This window comes from Desertimonas flava (genome assembly GCF_003426815.1).
GTDB lineage: Bacteria > Actinomycetota > Acidimicrobiia > Acidimicrobiales > Ilumatobacteraceae > Desertimonas > Desertimonas flava.
This window is the reverse complement of sequence record NZ_QKYK01000040.1, coordinates 24,053-41,914: the sequence shown is the minus strand read 5'-3', so window position 1 is coordinate 41,914 and position 17,862 is coordinate 24,053. Positions and strand designations below refer to the sequence as shown.

The following is a 17,862-nucleotide window of genomic DNA, read 5'->3' as shown; positions in this document are numbered from 1 at the left end:
CGTCAGCTCGAGCGTTACGGATTCGTCGAGGAGGACCCCGGACGCGGCTCGGGGCGCGAGCGCTGGTGGCGGCGAGTTCCCGGCGGGCTGCAGATCAACACACCCGACCTCCAGGAGGACGCCGCCACCCGGGAAGCGACAACACTCGTGCTCAACGAGTTCAACCGCGGACGGCTCCGGCGCCAGGAGCACTGGCGTGAGACGTTCGACGACTGGCCCCGGGAGTGGCAGGACGCCAGCAAGCAAGGAACGTTCCACCTGCGCCTCAGCGCGGGGGAGCTCGAGACCCTGAACAGCGAGCTCGAAGCGGTCATCATGCGCTGGCACCAGCTCGCCTCCGACCGCCAGCACGGTGACGCCGGCGACGAGCACAGCCAGGTGGAGATCCAGCTGTCGACCTTCCCGCTTCCCGATCCGGGCGGACCGGCCAGCTGACGCCGGTTGCAGTTCCCATCACGGTTGCCACCCGACGGAGGGCTCCGGCGTGTCTTGAAGCGTCGCGCCGGAGCCCCCGTCGTGTGACCGGTGAGTCCGATCAGTAGAGCCAGGGATACGGCGACCAGTCCGGGTCCCGCTTCTCGAGGAACGAGTCGCGACCCTCGGCCGCCTCGTCGGTGCCGTAGGCGAGCCTGGTCGCCTCGCCGGCGAACAGCTGCTGGCCGACGAGCCCGTCGTCGAGCAGGTTGAACGCGTACTTGAGCATCTTCTGCGCGGTCGGGCTCTTGGCGTTGATCTCCGCCCCCCATTGAAGCGCCGTCGCCTCCAGCTCGGCGTGGGGCACCACGGCGTTGACGGCGCCCATGCGGTGGTAGTCCTCGGCCGAGTACTCCCGACCGAGGAAGAAGATCTCACGGGCGAACTTCTGGCCCACCTGGCGGGCGAGGTAGGCGGAGCCGTATCCGCCGTCGAAGCTGGCGACGGCGGAGTCGGTCTGCTTGAACCGGGCATGCTCGGCGCTGGCCAACGTGAGATCGCACACCACGTGCAGGCTGTGGCCGCCGCCCGCTGCCCAGCCCGGGACCACGCAGATCACCACCTTCGGCATGAAGCGGATCAGCCGCTGGCACTCGAGGATGTGCAACCGCCCCAGGCGACCGGGATCGACGGAGGCCGCCGATTCACCGGGCGCGCCGTCGTCACCGGCGACCGTGTACTGGTAGCCCTGCTTGCCGCGGATGCGCTGGTCGCCGCCGGAGCAGAACGCCCAGCCGCCGTCGCGCGGCGACGGGCCGTTCCCCGTGAGCAGGACGCAACCGACATCGCTCGAGGTGCGAGCGTGCTCGAGGGCCGTGTACAGCTCGTCGACGGTGTGGGGCCGGAACGCGTTGCGCACCTCCGGCCGGTCGAAGGCGATGCGCACCGTCCCGTGCTCGACCGCTCGGTGGTAGGTGATGTCGGTGAAATCGAAGCCGGGGACGGGGGTCCACCGCTCGGGATCGAAGATGTCGGACACGCCGTTCGCGCTGTTGGACGCCATGTCGACATCATGGCCGCTACCGTGCCGAGCGATGGCTTCCACCCAGGCCTCCTCGATCCAGGTGTTCGGCGTCGGTGGCTTGCCCGAGATCGCCGCGGGTGACGATCTCTCGGCGATGATCACCGCGGCGACCGACCTCCACGACGGCGACGTGGTGATCGTCACCTCGAAGGTGGTGTCGAAAGCCGAAGGTGCCGTGATCGACCTAGCCGGCGTGCACCCCTCGCCCTTTGCCGCGGCCTGGGCCGAGCAGTGGGACAAGGATCCCCGCGTCGTCGAGGTCGTGCTCGCCGAATCCAGGCGCGTCGTGCGCATGAGCGGCCCGGTGCTGATCACCGAGACCCACCACGGCTTCATCTGTGCCAACAGCGGCGTCGACCAGTCGTCCAGCGGCGGCGCCGGCCGCGTCGTCGTGCTGCCCAAGGATCCCGACGGCTCGGCCCGCCGGCTGCGCGACGGATTCCGTTCCGCCGGCCTCGACATCGCCGTCATCGTCAGCGACACGTTCGGCCGGCCCTGGCGGGAGGGACAGACCGACGTCGCCATCGGCATCGCCGGGATGTCGCCGATCACCAGCTACATCGGCCAACGCGATCCCCACGGTCACGAGTTCCGCGTGCAGGAGCTGTGCGTCGCCGACGAGCTGACGGCCGCCGCCGAACTGGTGAAGGGCAACGTGTCGCGGGTGCCGGTGGCCGTCGTGCGCGGCTTCGATTGGGAGCCCGACGAGTCGGCGACCGCCCAGATGCTGCTTCGCGACCCGTCCCGCGACCTGTTTCGCTGACCGGTCAGTAGGGTCGCCCCATGACCACTCAGGCGGCGTCGGCCGAGGCGTTCACCGGACCGACCACCGAGCTGTTGCAGTCGTTGATCCGCAACGCCTGTGTCAATGACGGCACACCCGACAGCGGCGGCGAGATCCGCAACGCCGATCTGCTCACCACGTACCTCGAGGGTGCCGGGCTCGCCGTGCAGCGCTTCGAATCGCGGCCGGGCCGGGCGTCGATGGTCGCCCGCATCGAGGGTTCCGACCCCACGGCGCCGTCGCTCTGCCTGATGGGGCACACCGACGTCGTGCCGGTCAACCCCGACGGCTGGTCGCACGATCCGTTCGGCGGCGAGATCATCACCGCCCCCGACGGACGGCCCGAGGTCTGGGGCCGGGGCGCCATCGACATGTTGAACATCACGTCGTCGATGGCGGTGGCGGTGCGCCGGCTCGCCGACGAGGGCTTCCGCCCGAAGGGCACGCTGATCTACTTCGGCGTCGCCGACGAGGAGGCCGGCGGCACGTGGGGGGCCGAGTACATGGTGGACAACCACTGGGACGTCGTCGGTGCCGACTACGTGCTCACCGAGACGGGCGGCTGGTCGTCGGTCGGCAACGACGGCATTCGGCGTGTCGCGGTCAGCGTCGCCGAGAAGGGCATCGCCTGGCTGCGCCTGCGCGTGAAGGGCACGCCGGGCCACGGGTCGATGCCGTACGGCTCCGACAACGCCCTCGTCACCGCGGCCGAGGTCGTGCGGCGCCTGTCCCAGTACCGCACGATCCCGCAGCTCGACGACCTGTGGAAGGCCCAACTGGAAGGCCTGGACCTGCCCGACGACGTGCTCGCCGCGCTCGACGACCCGGCGCGGATCGACGACGTGATCGCCGGTCTCGACCCGGCGGTGGCCCGCCGGGCCAATGCGTGCACCCACACCACGATCTCGCCCAACGTCGCCCACGGCGGGCAGAAGACCAACACCATCCCCGACGTGGTGGACATCGACGTGGACATCCGCCTCCTTCCCGGTGAGAGCGACGAGGCGGTCGAGGCGATCTTTCGTGACGCCCTCGGCGAGCTTCGCGACCGCGTCGAGGTCTCACCGATCCAGCGGGCCGACGCGACCCGCTCATCGCTCGACTCGCCGCTGTGGGACGCACTGGCGGCACGCACCCAGGTGGCCTTCCCCGGCGCCAAGCTCCAGCCGGGTCTGATGGTCGGTGGCACCGATGCCCGGTTCTTCCGCGAGCGGGGCTCGATCGCGTACGGCGCCGCCCTGTTCGCCCCGGGGATGTCGCTGGAGAGCTTCGGTCAGCGATTCCACGGCAACGACGAGCGCATCGACACCGAGTCGCTCGGCCTCTCCACCGACTACTGGCACGGCCTCGCCAAGCACCTCCTCACCTGACGCCTGACGGGATGTGTCAGGCACATCCCGTCAGGCGCACGATTCACACGCGGAGGTCGGCGTACCCCGGGTGCTCGACGATGAACTGGTCGACGTACCAGCACGTCGGGCGGACCTTGAGCTGGCGCGATCGCACGTCGTCGAGCGCCGCCTTGACGAGGCGCTCGGCGTGGCCCTGACCGCGGCGGGCCGGTTCGATGAGGGTGTGGTGGAACTCGGCGACGTCGCCGTCGTCGCTCCGGAGCAGGCGGTACTCGGCGAATCCGATCTCGGCATCTCCGGCGAAGATCACGTAGCGGGAACCTGCCTCGTCGTGGGTGACCTGAGTTTCCATCCGTGCATTCTGGCCCGGCGACCAGCGTGCAGAGGACTCCGTCGCGGGCTCACAGACGGCGCAGCGTCGCTCCGGGGTAGCGAAGCGGAGCGACGCGGATGACGGCGTCGGTGACGCAGCACCGGTCCTGGGTGGCGATGACCGGGTTGAGGTCGAGCGTGACGATCTCGGGGTGCTCGGCGGCCAGCTGGGCGGCCCGCAGGATGATGTCGATGACGAAGCCCGAGCCCACTTCGGCGCGCTGCAGGGCCATTCCCGCCCGCGACTCCTCGAGCAGGGCGATGGCGCTCTCCAACGACAGCGGGGCGAGGCGCGGCGTCTCGTCCACGAGATCGGCCTGGCTGCCCCCGATGCCCACCGTGACGAGCGGTCCGGCCCGTTCGTCGGCCACCACGCGGATGCGCAGGTCGACGCCCGGCGCGGTCATCGCCTGGACGACGACGAAGTCGGCGTGATCGCCGAGCGCGCTCCGCATCCGCTGCACCGACGACACCACGTCGACGCGGTCGGCGAGGTCGAGCGCCACTCCTGCGTCGACGGATCGTCCGGGGTGGCGGTGGCGGGCTTTGATGGCGACGGGATAGCCCACCTCGGCAGCGGCGTCGACGGCGTCGTCGGCCGGCACGAACATCCTCGGCGGCATGGTGATGCCGTAGGCGCGAAGGATCGCGTCCGTCTCGGCGACATCGAGTGTGCGGCCGTCGCCGGACACCGGACCGCGCGCCAAGGCGTCGGCGATGACGGCGTCGACCGCGTCGTCGTCGACGCCGTCGATGGTGACCGGCGCAGCCGCCGCTTCGGTGTCGAGCCAATGGCCGTAAGCGTACGAGCGTCCGAGCACGGCAGCGGCCGATTCGGGGAACGCGAAGCCCGGGACCGACGACCCTCGCCTGATCGGGCCGTCGGTGGCGCCGAGGAGGACGGCGGTCACCGGCTTGGTCGCACCCTCGACGGCGGCGTCGATCTCGGCCACGGGTGCGCCGATGGCGGCCTGGAGCGGCGGCGCGTGGATGACCATGACGCCGTCGACGCCGTCGTCGTCGAGCGCAGCCCGGACCGCATCGGTGTAGTCGGCAGGCGTCGACCGCCAGTCGAGCGGCCGGGGTGCCGCCACGGGGCGCAGACCTGCTGACACGAGGGCAGCCTCGGCGAGCGTGCGGGGACTCCGGGAGTTGGACAGCACCGCGACGTTGCGGCCGTGCAACACGGGCTGGGTGGCGAGCACCCGCAGCGTGTCCAGAAGGGCGGCGACCGTGGGAACCTCGATCAGCCCAGATCGCTGATAGAGCGCGCCTCCCGACGGTCCCGAAGCCGCCGTCCCCGTGCGGACCGCGACGATCGGGCGGCGTTGCGACACGCGGCGAGCGATGCGGGCGAACCGCCGGGGGTTGCCCAGCGTCTCGGTGTAGAGGCCGATCACCTTGGTGTTCTCGTCGTCGTCCCAGAACTGCAGGAGGTCGTTGCCGGAGACGTCGGAGCGGTCCCCGATGGACACGAACCACGACAGCCCGAGGTGCAGCTGCTCGAGACGTCGCAGCACCGACGAACCGAGCGAGCCCGACTGCAGCGACAGGGCGATCGGTCCCGGGGTGAGGCGGACGGGCACGAGCGAGGCCTGCAGGCCGATCTCCGGGCGCGAGGACGCCACGCCCATGCTGGACGGGCCGATGATGCGCACCCCGGCGCGGTTGGCGTCGGCGACGAGGGCCGTGATGTCGACGTCGGTGTTGTCGACGACCGTGGCGATGACGGCGCCGCGGACGCGTGCCGCGGCACAGTCGGCGAGCACGTCGGCGAGCGCCGCGGCCGGCACGGCGACGACCGCCAGCCACACGTCGTCGGGGATGTCGGCGAGCCTGGCGTAGGTGGGCGTGTCGCCGACGGTCGCCCGGTTGGGGTTCACCGCGTACACCGGGCCGGTCGCCGCGCTGGACACGTTGCGCCACAACGCGTCGCCGACGGTGCCGGGGCGGTCGGTGGCGCCGACGACCGCGATCGTGCGCGGCATCAGGAGGCGGGCCATCGCCCGGCTGTCGGCGCGCTGCTCGCGCTTGGCCATCGAGTCGAGGAACTGCGCCGTCTCGTCGAGGGCGAAGTCGACCTCGATGACGCCGCTGTCGTAGTGGCGTTCCAGCGGCCAGCCGGCCCGGCTGAACACGGCGAGCATCGGCCGGTTGTCAGCGAGCACCTCGGCCGTGAAGTGGTCGATGCCGTTGGAGGTGGCGATCGCCGCGAGGTGCTCGAGCAGCAGCGTGGCGATGCCCTTGCCGTGGTGGGCGTCGTCGACCATGAAGGCCGTGTCGGCGTCGTCCCGGCCGGGCCACCGTTCGTAGCTCGCCCAGGCGAGGAACTCGCCATGGCTCTCGACGACGAGGGCGGCGCGATCGACGAAGTCGACGTTGGTGAAGTGTTCGAGCTCGGCCTCCGAGAGGGTCGGTTTCGGCGAGAAGAAGCGCCGGTACAGGCTGTCGGCTGACTGGCGCTCGTGGAAGGCGAGGAGCGCCGGAGCGTCGGCCGGGGTCATCGGCCGCACGACGGCGGCCTCGCCGTCGCCCAGGACGACTCGCGAGGTCCAGCGGGCGGCGACGTCGTCGGCGGTCATTCGGCGGCGATGGGGGGTCGGGCCGCCGGGCTCAGCCGTAGCCGTCGAGGTGGGTGCTGTGCCAGCGCCAGGCCGTCTCGACGATGTCGTCGAGCGTCTTGGTCGCCGTCCATCCGAGCGTCGCGTTGATCAGCGTGGGGTCGGCGTACGTGGCGACGGGGTCTCCGGCGCGCCGGCCGACGATGTCGTGGGGGACGGGGCGGCCGGCCGCACGCTCGGTGGCCTTGATGACGTCGAGCACCGAGCTCCCGATGCCCGTGCCGACGTTCAGTGCGATGCTCGCACCACCGCCGGCGAGGTAGGCGAGCGCCCGGACGTGAGCGTCGGCGAGGTCGTCGACGTGGATGTAGTCGCGGATGCAGGTGCCGTCCGGCGTGGGGTAGTCGTCGGCGAACACCTGGAGCGGTGGGCGGCGGCCGAGGGCTGCCTTCATGGCGACCGGGACGAGGTTGATGCTGCGGTCCCAGACCTCGCCGTGCCGGCCGTCTGCTTCGGCGCCGGCGGCGTTGAAATACCGCAGGCTCACCGAGCGGAGGCCGTGGGTCACGCCGTACCAGCCGAGGACCTGTTCGACCATCGCCTTCGAGGCGGCGTAGACCGATTCGGGGCGGATCGCCGCGTCCTCGGCGACGGGGACGGAGTCGGGCGTCCCGTTCACCGAGCACGACGACGAGAAGACGATCTGGTCGACACCGAGGCCGAGCATCGTGTCGACGAGTGTGGCGGTTCCGGCGACGTTGTTGATCCAGTACTTCGTCGGGAGCTCCATCGACTCGCCGACGCTCTTGTAGCCGGCGAAGTGGATGACCTGGGTGACGCGGTGCTCCTTGCAGGCCGCGGTGACGGCGTCGACGTCGTCGATCGACGCCCGCACGAGGGGGATCCCCGGGATGGCCTGTGGGTAGCCGAGCTCGAGGGTGTCGAGCACCACCACGTCGGCCCCGTCGGCGTGGAGCCGGCGCACCGTGTGCGATCCGATGTATCCCGCACCGCCCGTCACGAGCACACTCATGGCCGGCAGGCTACTGCTGGGGGACCCACCGTCACGGCCGCGAACGCCGGACGGCGCCCATAATGTGCGTGAGATGAGGTCCCCGCGGGTGGCTCTGGTGCTCGGTGCCGGCGGCTCGGTCGGCCACGCGTTCCATGTCGGTGTGCTCAGCAGCCTGGCCGAGGAGCTGGGCTGGGATGCCCGGTCCGCCGAGCTGATCGTCGGCACGTCGGCGGGATCGATCGTGGGCGCCGGTCTGCGGGCCGGCCTCGGCCCGCTCGACATGCGTGCCAGGGCGCTCGGGCGGCCGTTGTCGCCTGCTGGGCGTCGCATCGTGCGCACCGGCGAGGCGGCCATCGCCCAGCTCGCGGCCGCCGACCAGCCGGCGGAGGCCGACCCGGATGCCGCCGTGGACGAGAGCCCGGGCGCCGACGGTCCCCTCGACGGCGTCGCCGAGCTCGCGACGCGAGTCCGGCAGATGCGCATGGCGTCGCCCGAGCGCGTCCTGCGTGCGCTGCGCGAGCCCTGGCGGGTCACCCCCGGCTCGCTCTTCTCGGCGATGGTGCCGCCGGGCCGACGCCCCACCGACTCGCTCGGTGCGCCCTACGACGCGCTGTTCGGGTCGGAGTGGCCGTCGTCGTCGCTGTGGATCGTCGCCGTCAAGCTCGACGTCGGCAACCGGGTCGTCTTCGGCCGCGACGAGGGCGCCAGCGCCGGCCCGGTGACCGTCGGCCGGGCCGTGCAGGCGTCGTGCGCCGTGCCCGGCTACTTCGCCCCCGTCAAGATCGACGGCGAGCGGTACGTGGACGGAGGGGTGCACTCGACCACGAACGCCGATCTCGCCGCCCACCTGGTCCCCGTGCCGCGCACCCATCCGGCGTCGGCGGAACCGGTGGAGCCGGAGGCACCGGACCTGGTCATCGTCAGTGCCCCGATGTCGCCCGAACGGGCCGGGCCGGAGCTCTCGCCCCGTTCGGCCGTGCGTCAGATGGCCCGGCGCTGGCTGGCGGGAGAGCTGATCGGGCTGCGGGACCGGGGTGTGGAGACCGTGGCCTTCCAACCCACGGCGGACGACCTCGCCCAGATGTCCGGGAACACGATGGACCCGTCGAAGGCCCCGGCCGTGATCGAACAGGTTCAGGCCTCGACGCTCGCCCGGCTCCGCGAGCCCGAGATCGCCGACCGCCTGGCAATCCTCAGCCGCTGACGCGCGAGGAGAGCAGCGCTTCGATCGCCGCCGCCAACTGCTCGTTGTCGCCGGCGGTGGCCACGACGTCGTCGCCCCGGTAGATCGTGGCTCCGTGCCGGCCGGGACCCATCTCCGTGAGGTCGTTGTGCACGACGAGGTCGACACCGTCGCACTCGGCTACCTTGCGCACCGCCTCGCGGCGCGCCTGCGGCTCGGCGTCGTTGGTGAGCTTGAAGCCCACGATGGTCGCCTGGTCGCCGGCGAGCTGCTTGAGCGTGGTGAGCAGCTTCGGGTTGCGCCGAAGGTGGATCGACAAGGCGCCGCCCGAGTCGATCTTGCCGCCCGTGGCCGCGGCGACGCGTCGGCCGTCGACCTCGAGATGATCGATGTCGTAGTCGCTGACCGCGGCCAGGTGGATCACGGCGTCGAAGTGGCCGCCGGGCAGGGTGGCGCGCAGCACCGCGTCGAGATCGGCGAACGTCTCGTAGGGGACGAGCTCGACGCCGGCGGAGGCAGCCGGCACGACGGCGTCGGCGGCGTGGATCAGCGTGACGTGATGGCCACTCGCGGCGAGGTGCGTGGCGATGGTGGCGCCGGTGGATCCGGTGCTGGTGTTGGTGATCGCCCGCACACCATCGATCGGCACTTTCGTACCGCCGGAGGTGACGGCGACGCGCAGCGACTCGGGAGCCGCCTCATGACCGGTGCCGGCCGGAAGTCGGCGGAGCACCTCGGCGACCACGACGTCGGGGTCGGCGAGGCGGCCGGCCCCGATCTCCCCGCATGCCAACGCCCCGGCGTCGGGTTCGAGGAACTCGACGCCCCACCCCCGCAGCCGGGCGATCGATTCCTGGGTGGCCGGATGCCGGAACATCGCCGTGTTCATCGCCGGGGCGACGAGGTAGGGCTTCGGGCGGCCGCCCGATGTCGACCCGCTGAAGTCATGGGCCAGGAACATCGTGCCGACGAGATCGTCGGCGATTCCGGCGGCGAGACGATTGAGCGTGTTGGCCGTCGCCGGGCACAGCACGATCACGTCGGCCCAGCGCACGAGGTGGATGTGATCCATCTGCGAACCGGGCTGGAACGTGTCGGTCGCCACCGGGCGGCCCGACAGGCCCTCGAGGGTGGCCGCGCCGACGAACTTCAAGGCGGCGTCCGTGGCGACGGTCTGCACCTCGCAGCCGGCCTGGGTGAGCCGGGAGATGGCGTGGCACGCCTTGTAGGCGGCGATCGAGCCGCTCAGCTGGAAGAGCACACGAGGGGACAAGCCGTCAGGCTAGTGCCTCCTCTCCGGGCCATGTCGGTTTGACGGTGGCGGCGCGCAAGACTGGTCCGATGCCCCCCACGAAGGACCCCGTCCGGAACGATTCGGCCAAGAAGGATTCGACGACCACCGGCGCCGAGACGGCCGCGCCGACGATCAGCCTGGCCGACGTGGCCAAGGATCGCCGGACGTTCGATCCCGCTCCGTCGCGATCGACGACGATCGACGTGGTGGTCACCCGTTCGGCTCCGGCCGCGGCCGGAGCGATCGGTCTCCCCGTCGGGGAGAAGGGGGCGGTCCCTCGTTCGCTCGGCCTCGACCGGGCCACGCTCGCCGCCGCCGGTTTCGAGGGCAAGCTCGGCCAGACGCACGTCGTACCCCGTCAGGGTGCGGCGGCGCTGGTGGCGATCGGTGTCGGCGAGGGCAACCTGTCGACGAGCCAGCTCCGCGACGCGGCCGCCGCCTTCGCCCGGGCGGCGGGCAAGCACGGCTCCCTCGCCACTGCGTTGCACACATCGGCGAGCGGCTCGGCGGCCGACGCCGCAGCGGCGGTCGTCGAGGGGATCGTGCTGGCTCGCTACCGCTACGGGGCGTTGAGGAACTCCTCGTCCACGACGCCGGTCTCGGCGATCGCCCTCCTCGCCGGCAACGATGTCGCCGCGGTCGAGCGCGGGGCGACGAAGGGCCGGGCCACCGCTGCTGCCGCCTGCCTCGCCCGCGACCTGGCGAACACGCCGCCGAGCCATCTCACGGCCACCCGGATCGCCGAGCTCGCCGTGCAGATCGGTGCCGAGACCGGTCTCGGTGTCGAGGTGTTCGGCCCCGAGGAGCTGACGCTCCTCGGCTGCGGTGGTCTCCTCGGTGTGAACGCCGGGAGCGCCGAGCCGGCGCGGTTGGTGAAGCTGACCTACCGGCCGAAGCGGGCCAAGCCCACGGCCGCGCACATCGCGCTCGTCGGCAAGGGCGTCATGTACGACTCTGGCGGCATCAGCCTGAAGCCGAGTGACGGCATGCACCTCGTCATGAAGATGGACATGTCCGGCGCCGGCAACGTGCTCGCCGTGATGTCGGCGCTGACCGCCTTGGGGTGCCCCAACCACGTGAGCGCCTACCTGATGTGCACCGACAACATGCCGTCGGGGTCGGCCATGAAGCTGGGCGACGTCCTGCACATCCACGGCGGCACCACCGTCGAGGTGCTCAACACCGATGCCGAAGGCCGCCTGGTGTTGGCCGACGGCCTGGCGCTGGCCGCCGAGGAGTCGCCCGACGCGATCATCGACATCGCCACCCTGACCGGTGCGTGCGTGGTCGCCCTCGGCACGTCGTACGCCGGCGTGCTCGGCAACGATCAGGGGCTCGTCGACGCCATCCGGGGGGCGGCCGATGCAACCGACGAACCCGTGTGGCAACTCCCGCTCGCCAAGGATCGCTACCGCAAGCTGCTCGATTCCGACGTCGCCGACCTCAAGAACGTCGGTGGTCCCTATGGCGGGGCGATCACGGCTGCGGTTTTCCTCTCCGAGTTCGTCGGCGACATCCCGTGGGCGCACCTCGACATCGCCGGCCCGATGAAGTTCGACGCCGACGACTCGTGGCGGACCAAGGGCGCCAGTGGCGTGGGCACGAGGCTGCTGATCGACCTCGTCACCAGCTACGCGCGCTCGTCCGCCTGACCCGCGGCGGGCCCGTCACACGTGGGACGGTGCGACGACGACGTGATCGACCGGGAGCCCGTAGCGCCGGGCGATTCGGTCCGGCAGGCTGAGCTTCAGCCACCGCGACAACCCTGCCGGCAGGGTTGCCACGATGACGGCGTCGAATTCGTGATGGTTCATCGCGTCGGCGACGGCCAGCATCGGGTTGGCGTCGCCCACCTCCCCCTCGACGTCGGCGCCGGTGGCCCTGAGCTGATCCAGACAGCCTTCGAGCCGTTGGGCGGCGATCGCTCGCGCCTCGCCCTCCGTCCACGTCAGGTGCTCCTTCGGTGGAGTGGCCGGCACGACGACGTAGAACGAGCACGGGCCGAGCCGGCGCCGCTTCTCGATGCACTCGGTCAGGGCCTCCCCTCCGAGCGTCTGGTTGGCAACGATCAAGATGGTGGGCATCGGGTCCCCCTCTCGTCAGGCTGGGCTCCTGACCTCTCCAGTCTCGACCCATGCAGGCCAGAGGGCAAGGGTGTGGCCGATTGTTCTCGGATCCGCGCGTGCGGGTACACGAGCGCCATGAGTGACGACAAAGGCGGCCTGATCGAGGCCGCGACCCTGGCCCGCGACCGTTCGTACGTTCCGTACAGCAGCTTTCGGATGGGCGCAGCCGTGCGGTGCGCCGACGGGACGATCGTGCCGGGGGCATTGGTCGAGAACGTCTCGCTCGGCCTGGCGATGTGCGCCGAGCGCTCGGCGTTGTTCGCCACGGTGGCGCTCGGGTTGGTGCCGACGACGCTGGCGATCGTCTCCGAACGCACGTCGGGTCGGCTGACCTTTCCGTGTGGCGCATGCCTCCAGGTCGCCCTCGAGCTCGCCGGGCCGGAGCTGACGGTCATCGCGTGCGAGCCGGGCGGCGAGTCGAGCCGTGCCCGGCTGGGTGACCTGATTCCCCGGGCACCTCGCCGCGGCACGTACGCGTCCGGCTGACGAGCGTCCGACCCCGTTCACAACGGATTGCGATCAGCGGATGACCGGGAACCTGAGGTGGGTGACCTGATCGCCTTGGACGCAGATGGTCGGGTTGCCGAGCGGAACGTCCTCGACGGCGGCGTTCCCGAAAAACCGTCGACCGCCGCCCATGACGACGGGCACCAAGTCGATCGCCACCTCGTCGAGCAGCCCGAGCTCGAGACATTGACCGGCGAGCACGCCGGCCGTCACGTTGACGGCGAGATCACCGGCGATCTTCTGCGCCCGTTCGATCGCCGCCCCGACCCCGTCGGTCACGAAGGTGAACGGGGCATCGGGATGAGCGGCCACCCACTCCGTCGGAACGCTGTGCGTCACCACGACGACGGGGACGTCGAAGTCATGCCTGCCGTTCCACCCGTCGGTGAAGTCGAAGAGGGTTCGACCGCACACGAGCACCCCGAACGTGGCGATCCACGACTGCATGTGGGCAGCGCTCTGCGCCGTCACGTGGAGGGTTGTGTCCCCTCGGGGCGAGACGAGCTCGACGTCACCGTTCTGGAGCCAGTCGAAGAGTCGTCCGATGGTGTTGTCGTCCTTGGCGATGTACCCGTCGACCGACATCATCGCCTGTGCGATCACGTTGCCCATTGAATCTCCCAAGGTCGAGACGACGGAGGCGTCGCCGATGCGTTGGAGCCAGAGACGATTCGGCCGCGGCAAAGTCATCGCGACCGGGCAAACGCCCCGCGACGATCGGGCGAGATCAGGCCAGCGGCGCAGTGAGGGTGATGCCGGCCCCGGCGAGGGCGTCGGCGAACACGTCGCGGAGCGACTCGGTCTCGGCGGGTGTCTCGCCGCTGACGAGGATCGACCACGTCACGCCGTCGGGCCGGTGGGCGACCATGGCGTGGGTGGCCTCGACCGTGCCGGTGTGCCCCCAGGAACCGTCGGGCCACACGATGGTGCCCAGCCCGTAGAGGCGCTGGCCGGGATCGGGGAACGACACGCCGGCCATCGGGATGGGCATCAGGGCGGCCAGTTCGGCCGAGAGCGGGTGCCAGCCGGGACGTGTGGTGTCGAGCGAGTCGACGAGCCTCACGAGATCGGCGGGCGTCGCCACCCAGGCCCCGGCCCCGCCGAGGGCCTCCATGTAGGCCCGGCCGGGCGCGGACGGGTGGACGACCTCGGAGATGTTGGCGCCGTACGTGCCGACGGTGCGGGCGCCGCGGATGCCGAGTGGGCGCAGGACCAGGTCGTTGACCGACTCCTCGTAGCTGCGTCCGGTGATGTCGGCGATCAGCAGACCGAGCAGGCAGAAGTTGAGATTGCTGTAGACGTGCGCCGTGCCCGGGCTCCGGTCGAGACCGTTTGACAGTCCGTAGATCGCCGCCCCTTCACACGTGGTGAAGTCCCCACCGAAGAACTGCCCGCGGTACTTCGGGACGCCGCCTGTGTGGGACAGCAGTTGGCGGACGGTCACCGTCGACCACCCGTCGTTCGGGCTGACGCCGAGCGACGCGGCGATCCGTGCCGCCACGGGTTCGTCGAGGCCGATGTGGCCCGCCTCGACGAGGCGCAGCACCGTGACCGCGGTGAGGAGCTTGGAGATGCTGGCGATCCGGAAGCGATCGGTCGGCACCGTGTAGTCGATGGGGTCGACCGGCGTGCGCCGGCCGTAGGCGGCGACGTGCACGAGCCGACCGTCCACGGACACGGCGACGCCGGCCGCCAGGTCGCCGCGGTCGACGAGTCGGTTGCTGACGATCTGGTCGAACACCGCCCAGGACTCGGCGTCGACCAGCGGCGGGCTCGCCGGGGGGACGGTCGTGGTGGCCACTGCGTGGGCCGCGGAGTCCGGCGGCGGGTCGCTGGGGTCGGACGACGCTCCCACCGACGAGGTTTGCAGTGCGAATGCAAGCAGGATGGAGAGCGTGCGAACCACCGTGACCATCATGGCGTGCCGGTTCCCGTGAGCAACGGCATCGTCGTCGGGTCGGGCCCCAACGGGTTGATGGCAGCCATCGTGCTGGCGCGCGCCGGGCTGGACGTGGAGGTGATCGAGGCATCGGCGACGATCGGCGGGGGCATGCGCTCGGCCGAGCTGACCGTGCCCGGGGTGCTGCACGACGTGTGCTCGGCGACCCATCCGACCGCCTTGGCCTCGCCGGCGCTCCAGGAGCTCGCGCCCGATCTCGAGCGCCACGGCCTGCGGTGGAGATGGCCGGCGGTGGACATCGCCCACCCGCTCGACGGGGGCCGCGCCGGGGTGATGGTCCGCTCCCTCGACGAGACCTGCGCCGGGCTCGGCAAGGACGGGGGAGCGTGGCGCCGCACGTTCGGGCCGCTGACCGACCACTTCGCCGAACTGGTGACCGATGCGTTCCGGCCGATCCTCCATGTGCCGGCGCATCCGATCCGCCTCGCCGGGTTCGGGCTCGAAGCACTCCGCCCGGCGACCTGGGTGGCGCGCCGATGGCGCAGCGACGAGGCGCGAGCACTGTTCGCCGGCGCCGCCGCCCACATCATCCAGCCGCTCACGCGCCCGCTGAGCGCCTCGGTCGGGCTGATGCTGACGGCCAACGGTCATGCCCACGGATGGCCGGTCGCCGAGGGCGGGTCTCAGAAGATCGCCGCGGCGCTCGCCGGGGTGCTCGCCGACGCCGGCGGCAGGATCACGACCGGCCGCCGCGTCTCGTCGATCGACGAGCTCGCGGGTGTCGACGTGGTGATGCTCGACACGAGTCCCCAGGCGGCCGCCGACATCGTCGGCGACCGACTGCCCAGGCACGTCGCGCGGGCGTACCGCCGGTACAAGCAGGGCCCGGCGGCGTTCAAGCTCGACCTCGCCGTCGACGGCGGCATCCCGTGGACCAACGAGGCGTGCCGTCGAGCCGGGACGGTGCACGTGGGCGGCACGCTCGAGCAGATTGTCGCGTCGGAACGCGCCGTGTCCCGGGGGACGATGGTCGACGATCCGTTCATGCTGGTGTGCCAGCAATACCTGGCCGATCCGACGCGGTCGTCGGGGACGATCCATCCGGTCTGGGCCTACGCCCACGTTCCCAACGGCTACACCGGAGACGCATCCGAGGCGATCCTCCGTCAGATCGAACGCTTCGCCCCGGGCGTCCGCGAGCGCATCGTCGCCCGGGTGGCGATCGGGCCGGCCGGGCTCGAGGCCTACAACGCCAACTACGTGGGCGGAGACATCGCCACCGGCGCCAGCGATCCGCGTCAGACCCTCTTCCGTCCCCGCGTCGCGGTCGACCCGTACTTCACCGGTGTGCCCGGCGTGTACGTGTGCTCTGCGGCGACGCCGCCGGGCGCCGGAGTGCACGGGATGGGTGGCGCCAACGCCGCCCGTGCGGCCCTCCGCCGGCTCAGGTGACGGGGACGTCGACCGTGTAGGCGTCGCCGCGGTAGAGGTGGTCGCCGACGTCGATGACGCGACGGGCCGCGTCGTACCCGACGTGACGGACGCGCAGCAGCGGGGTGCCGCGGCGGACGCCGAGCAACCTGGCCTCGAACGTCGCCGCCCCGACCGCACTGATCTCCTTGCGTGCCGTCACCGGGACGTCGCCGCGCTGGCGCATCACGCCGTACAACCCGCCCGTCTCGAGCATCGCCGCGGTGAGATCGGCGTAGCGCAGCGGCAGCCAGTTGCGCATCACGACCAACGGCTCGTCGTCGGCCGACCGCAGCCTGGTGATGGCGACGATGTCGGTGTCGTCGTCGTATGCGGCGGCGACGTCGGCGCAGCGGGGTTCGACGACGATCGACAACACCTCCGTCGCCGGCCGGCGACCGGCGGCGACGAGGTCGTCGTGCACGCTCGTGAGGTGCGCGCCGCGATGGAACTCGCGCGGTGTCACGATGGTGCCGATCCCGCGCCGCCGGCTGATCAAGCCGTCGCGGACGAGCTCGTCGAGCGCCTGGCGCATGGTCGGCCGGGACAGCGAGAACCTCTGGGCGAGGTCGATCTCGTTGGGCAGTAGCGTGCCTGTCGCCAGCTCGCCGGAGCCGATCAGTTCCCGGAGATGCTCGGCCACCTGGTGGTACAGCGGCACGGGGGAGTCGCGTCGCAGCACCATCGTTCCGATCGCTCCGGTCGCTCCGGTCATCTCACCTCCCGCTGTGAGCCCCTCTGGGCCGTCGTCGCGCGTGAGTTCTCGCACGGTCGCACGCTTTGTCTTGACATTAGGACTTTAACAAGACACGCTGATGAGCATCGTGTCCACCGCTGCCCATCACTCACCGGCCGCCGGCGAACCGCTCGTCAGCGCGGATCGCATCGGCGGCGCGCCGATCACGTGGGGCGTGTGCGAGGTGCCCGGCTGGGGTGTCATGTTGCCGGCCGACAGGGTGCTGGCCGAGATGCGCTCGCTCGGCCTGTCGGGCACCGAGCTCGGAGCACCGGGATTCCTGCCCCGCGACCCCGACGCCTTGCGCGCCTTGCTCGAGCCGCATGGCCTGTCGTTGATCGGCGGGTTCGTCCCGGTCGTGCTGCACGACCCGTCGGCGCGCCAGCGCACCCTGGCCGAGGCTCGGGCCACGGCCCAGCTGTTCTGCGCCGCCGGCGCGACGATGTTCGTGTCGGCGGTCGTCGTCGACGAGGCATGGAGTCCGCGACGCCCCCTCGCCGACAGCGAGTGGGACCACCTCGTCGGCATGCTCGGTGAGCTCGACGATCTGTGCGCCGAGTACGGCTTGATCCAGGCGCTCCACCCGCACGTCGGAACGCTGGTCGAGACCGCCGCCGACGTGCGCACGGTGCTCGATCGCAGCGCGGTCCGCTGGTGCCTCGACACCGGACATCTCGCCATCGGAGGCTACGACCCGGCCGAGTTCGCCGCCGATGCGGCCGATCGGGTCGCTCATGTCCACCTCAAGGACATCGACGTCACCGTGGCCGCCGAGGTCCGGCGCGGTGCCCTGACGATCCAGGAGGGGGTCGGGCGTGGTCTCTTCCTCCCGCTCGGCGACGGCGGCGCGCCGGTCGCCGGCACCATCGCGACCCTCGAGCGCGCCGGGTACTCAGGTTGGTACGTGCTCGAGCAGGACGAGGACCTCGGTCCCGTCGCCCCGGCCCAGGGAGCCGGGCCGCTCGAATCGGCCCGTCGCAGCCTGGACTATGTTCGCTCGCTGACGGCCCCGCCGCCGTCCTGACGCACGCTGCCAGGGGATGCAGCCACGTCACCCGTTCCGA

At 71.2% G+C, this 17,862-nt stretch carries 15 protein-coding genes and 2 pseudogenes; 8 read left to right on the top strand and 9 right to left on the bottom strand.

Annotation, left to right across the window (positions count from 1 at the left end; translation table 11 throughout):
* Window positions 1–435: pseudogene (locus DN771_RS26575) on the top strand (ArsR family transcriptional regulator); the annotation flags it as partial.
* A gap of 100 nt (window positions 436–535) precedes the next feature.
* Here the strand turns inward: DN771_RS26575 and DN771_RS26570 are convergent.
* Window positions 536–1,477 (bottom strand): 1,4-dihydroxy-2-naphthoyl-CoA synthase, encoded by a 942-nt coding sequence (locus DN771_RS26570; protein WP_117000599.1) that lies wholly within the window; start codon window positions 1,475–1,477, stop codon window positions 536–538.
* Between the two features lie 31 nt (window positions 1,478–1,508).
* Here DN771_RS26570 and cofE point away from each other — a divergent pair, with 31 nt between their 5' ends.
* Both cofE and DN771_RS26560 read left to right on the top strand, forming a co-directional pair.
* On the top strand, window positions 1,509–2,261 hold the full coding sequence (gene cofE, locus DN771_RS26565; protein ID WP_117000598.1) for a coenzyme F420-0:L-glutamate ligase: 753 nt from the start codon (window positions 1,509–1,511) through the stop codon (window positions 2,259–2,261).
* 20 nt (window positions 2,262–2,281) lie between these two features.
* Complete coding sequence (locus tag DN771_RS26560) at window positions 2,282–3,652, top strand: M20/M25/M40 family metallo-hydrolase (RefSeq protein WP_117000597.1); 1,371 nt, start codon at window positions 2,282–2,284, stop codon at window positions 3,650–3,652.
* A 43-nt stretch (window positions 3,653–3,695) separates the two neighbouring features.
* Here the strand turns inward: DN771_RS26560 and DN771_RS26555 are convergent.
* From DN771_RS26555 to galE, 3 genes and pseudogenes are all read right to left on the bottom strand, one after another.
* Window positions 3,696–4,001, bottom strand: a pseudogene (locus DN771_RS26555) (GNAT family N-acetyltransferase); the annotation flags it as partial.
* A gap of 34 nt (window positions 4,002–4,035) precedes the next feature.
* Window positions 4,036–6,588, bottom strand: a complete 2,553-nt coding sequence (locus DN771_RS26550; RefSeq protein WP_117000595.1) for a GNAT family N-acetyltransferase — start codon at window positions 6,586–6,588, stop codon at window positions 4,036–4,038.
* 31 nt (window positions 6,589–6,619) lie between these two features.
* Entirely contained in the window at window positions 6,620–7,600 is a 981-nt protein-coding gene (gene galE / locus DN771_RS26545; RefSeq protein WP_117000594.1) for a UDP-glucose 4-epimerase GalE, read from the bottom strand.
* A 73-nt stretch (window positions 7,601–7,673) separates the two neighbouring features.
* Here galE and DN771_RS26540 point away from each other — a divergent pair, with 73 nt between their 5' ends.
* Window positions 7,674–8,786: a patatin-like phospholipase family protein gene (locus DN771_RS26540; protein WP_162942446.1), complete on the top strand. Its 1,113-nt coding sequence runs from the start codon at window positions 7,674–7,676 to the stop codon at window positions 8,784–8,786.
* Here the strand turns inward: DN771_RS26540 and coaBC are convergent.
* Window positions 8,776–10,038 (bottom strand): bifunctional phosphopantothenoylcysteine decarboxylase/phosphopantothenate--cysteine ligase CoaBC, encoded by a 1,263-nt coding sequence (gene coaBC, locus DN771_RS26535; protein ID WP_117000592.1) that lies wholly within the window; start codon window positions 10,036–10,038, stop codon window positions 8,776–8,778. The genes DN771_RS26540 and coaBC overlap by 11 nt on opposite strands.
* Before the next feature lie 68 nt (window positions 10,039–10,106).
* Here coaBC and DN771_RS26530 point away from each other — a divergent pair, with 68 nt between their 5' ends.
* Window positions 10,107–11,711, top strand: a complete 1,605-nt coding sequence (locus tag DN771_RS26530; RefSeq protein WP_117000591.1) for a leucyl aminopeptidase — start codon at window positions 10,107–10,109, stop codon at window positions 11,709–11,711.
* Window positions 11,712–11,726: 15 nt separating this feature from the next.
* On the opposite strand, the gene DN771_RS26525 is transcribed toward DN771_RS26530, so the two are convergent.
* Window positions 11,727–12,143 (bottom strand): universal stress protein, encoded by a 417-nt coding sequence (locus DN771_RS26525; protein ID WP_117000590.1) that lies wholly within the window; start codon window positions 12,141–12,143, stop codon window positions 11,727–11,729.
* Window positions 12,144–12,260: 117 nt separating this feature from the next.
* On the opposite strand from DN771_RS26525, the gene DN771_RS26520 reads away from it, so the two are divergent.
* Window positions 12,261–12,671: a cytidine deaminase gene (locus tag DN771_RS26520; RefSeq protein WP_117000589.1), complete on the top strand. Its 411-nt coding sequence runs from the start codon at window positions 12,261–12,263 to the stop codon at window positions 12,669–12,671.
* A 33-nt stretch (window positions 12,672–12,704) separates the two neighbouring features.
* Here DN771_RS26520 and DN771_RS26515 read toward each other — a convergent pair whose 3' ends face one another.
* Both DN771_RS26515 and DN771_RS26510 read right to left on the bottom strand, forming a co-directional pair.
* Window positions 12,705–13,304, bottom strand: coding sequence for a dihydrofolate reductase family protein (locus DN771_RS26515; protein ID WP_117000588.1), 600 nt, complete (start codon window positions 13,302–13,304; stop codon window positions 12,705–12,707).
* A 115-nt stretch (window positions 13,305–13,419) separates the two neighbouring features.
* Complete coding sequence (locus tag DN771_RS26510) at window positions 13,420–14,598, bottom strand: serine hydrolase domain-containing protein (RefSeq protein WP_162942445.1); 1,179 nt, start codon at window positions 14,596–14,598, stop codon at window positions 13,420–13,422.
* 27 nt (window positions 14,599–14,625) lie between these two features.
* Between DN771_RS26510 and DN771_RS26505 the strand changes: the two genes are divergently transcribed.
* Window positions 14,626–16,044 carry a phytoene desaturase family protein gene (locus tag DN771_RS26505; RefSeq protein WP_117000586.1) on the top strand — a complete coding sequence of 473 codons (1,419 nt, stop codon included), beginning with the start codon at window positions 14,626–14,628 and terminating at the stop codon, window positions 16,042–16,044.
* Here the strand turns inward: DN771_RS26505 and DN771_RS26500 are convergent.
* Window positions 16,037–16,777: a GntR family transcriptional regulator gene (locus DN771_RS26500; protein ID WP_117000585.1), complete on the bottom strand. Its 741-nt coding sequence runs from the start codon at window positions 16,775–16,777 to the stop codon at window positions 16,037–16,039. The genes DN771_RS26505 and DN771_RS26500 overlap by 8 nt on opposite strands.
* A 100-nt stretch (window positions 16,778–16,877) precedes the next feature.
* Between DN771_RS26500 and DN771_RS26495 the strand changes: the two genes are divergently transcribed.
* Window positions 16,878–17,822 carry a TIM barrel protein gene (locus DN771_RS26495; RefSeq protein ID WP_117000584.1) on the top strand — a complete coding sequence of 315 codons (945 nt, stop codon included), beginning with the start codon at window positions 16,878–16,880 and terminating at the stop codon, window positions 17,820–17,822.
* The last annotated feature ends 40 nt before the right edge of the window (window positions 17,823–17,862 follow it).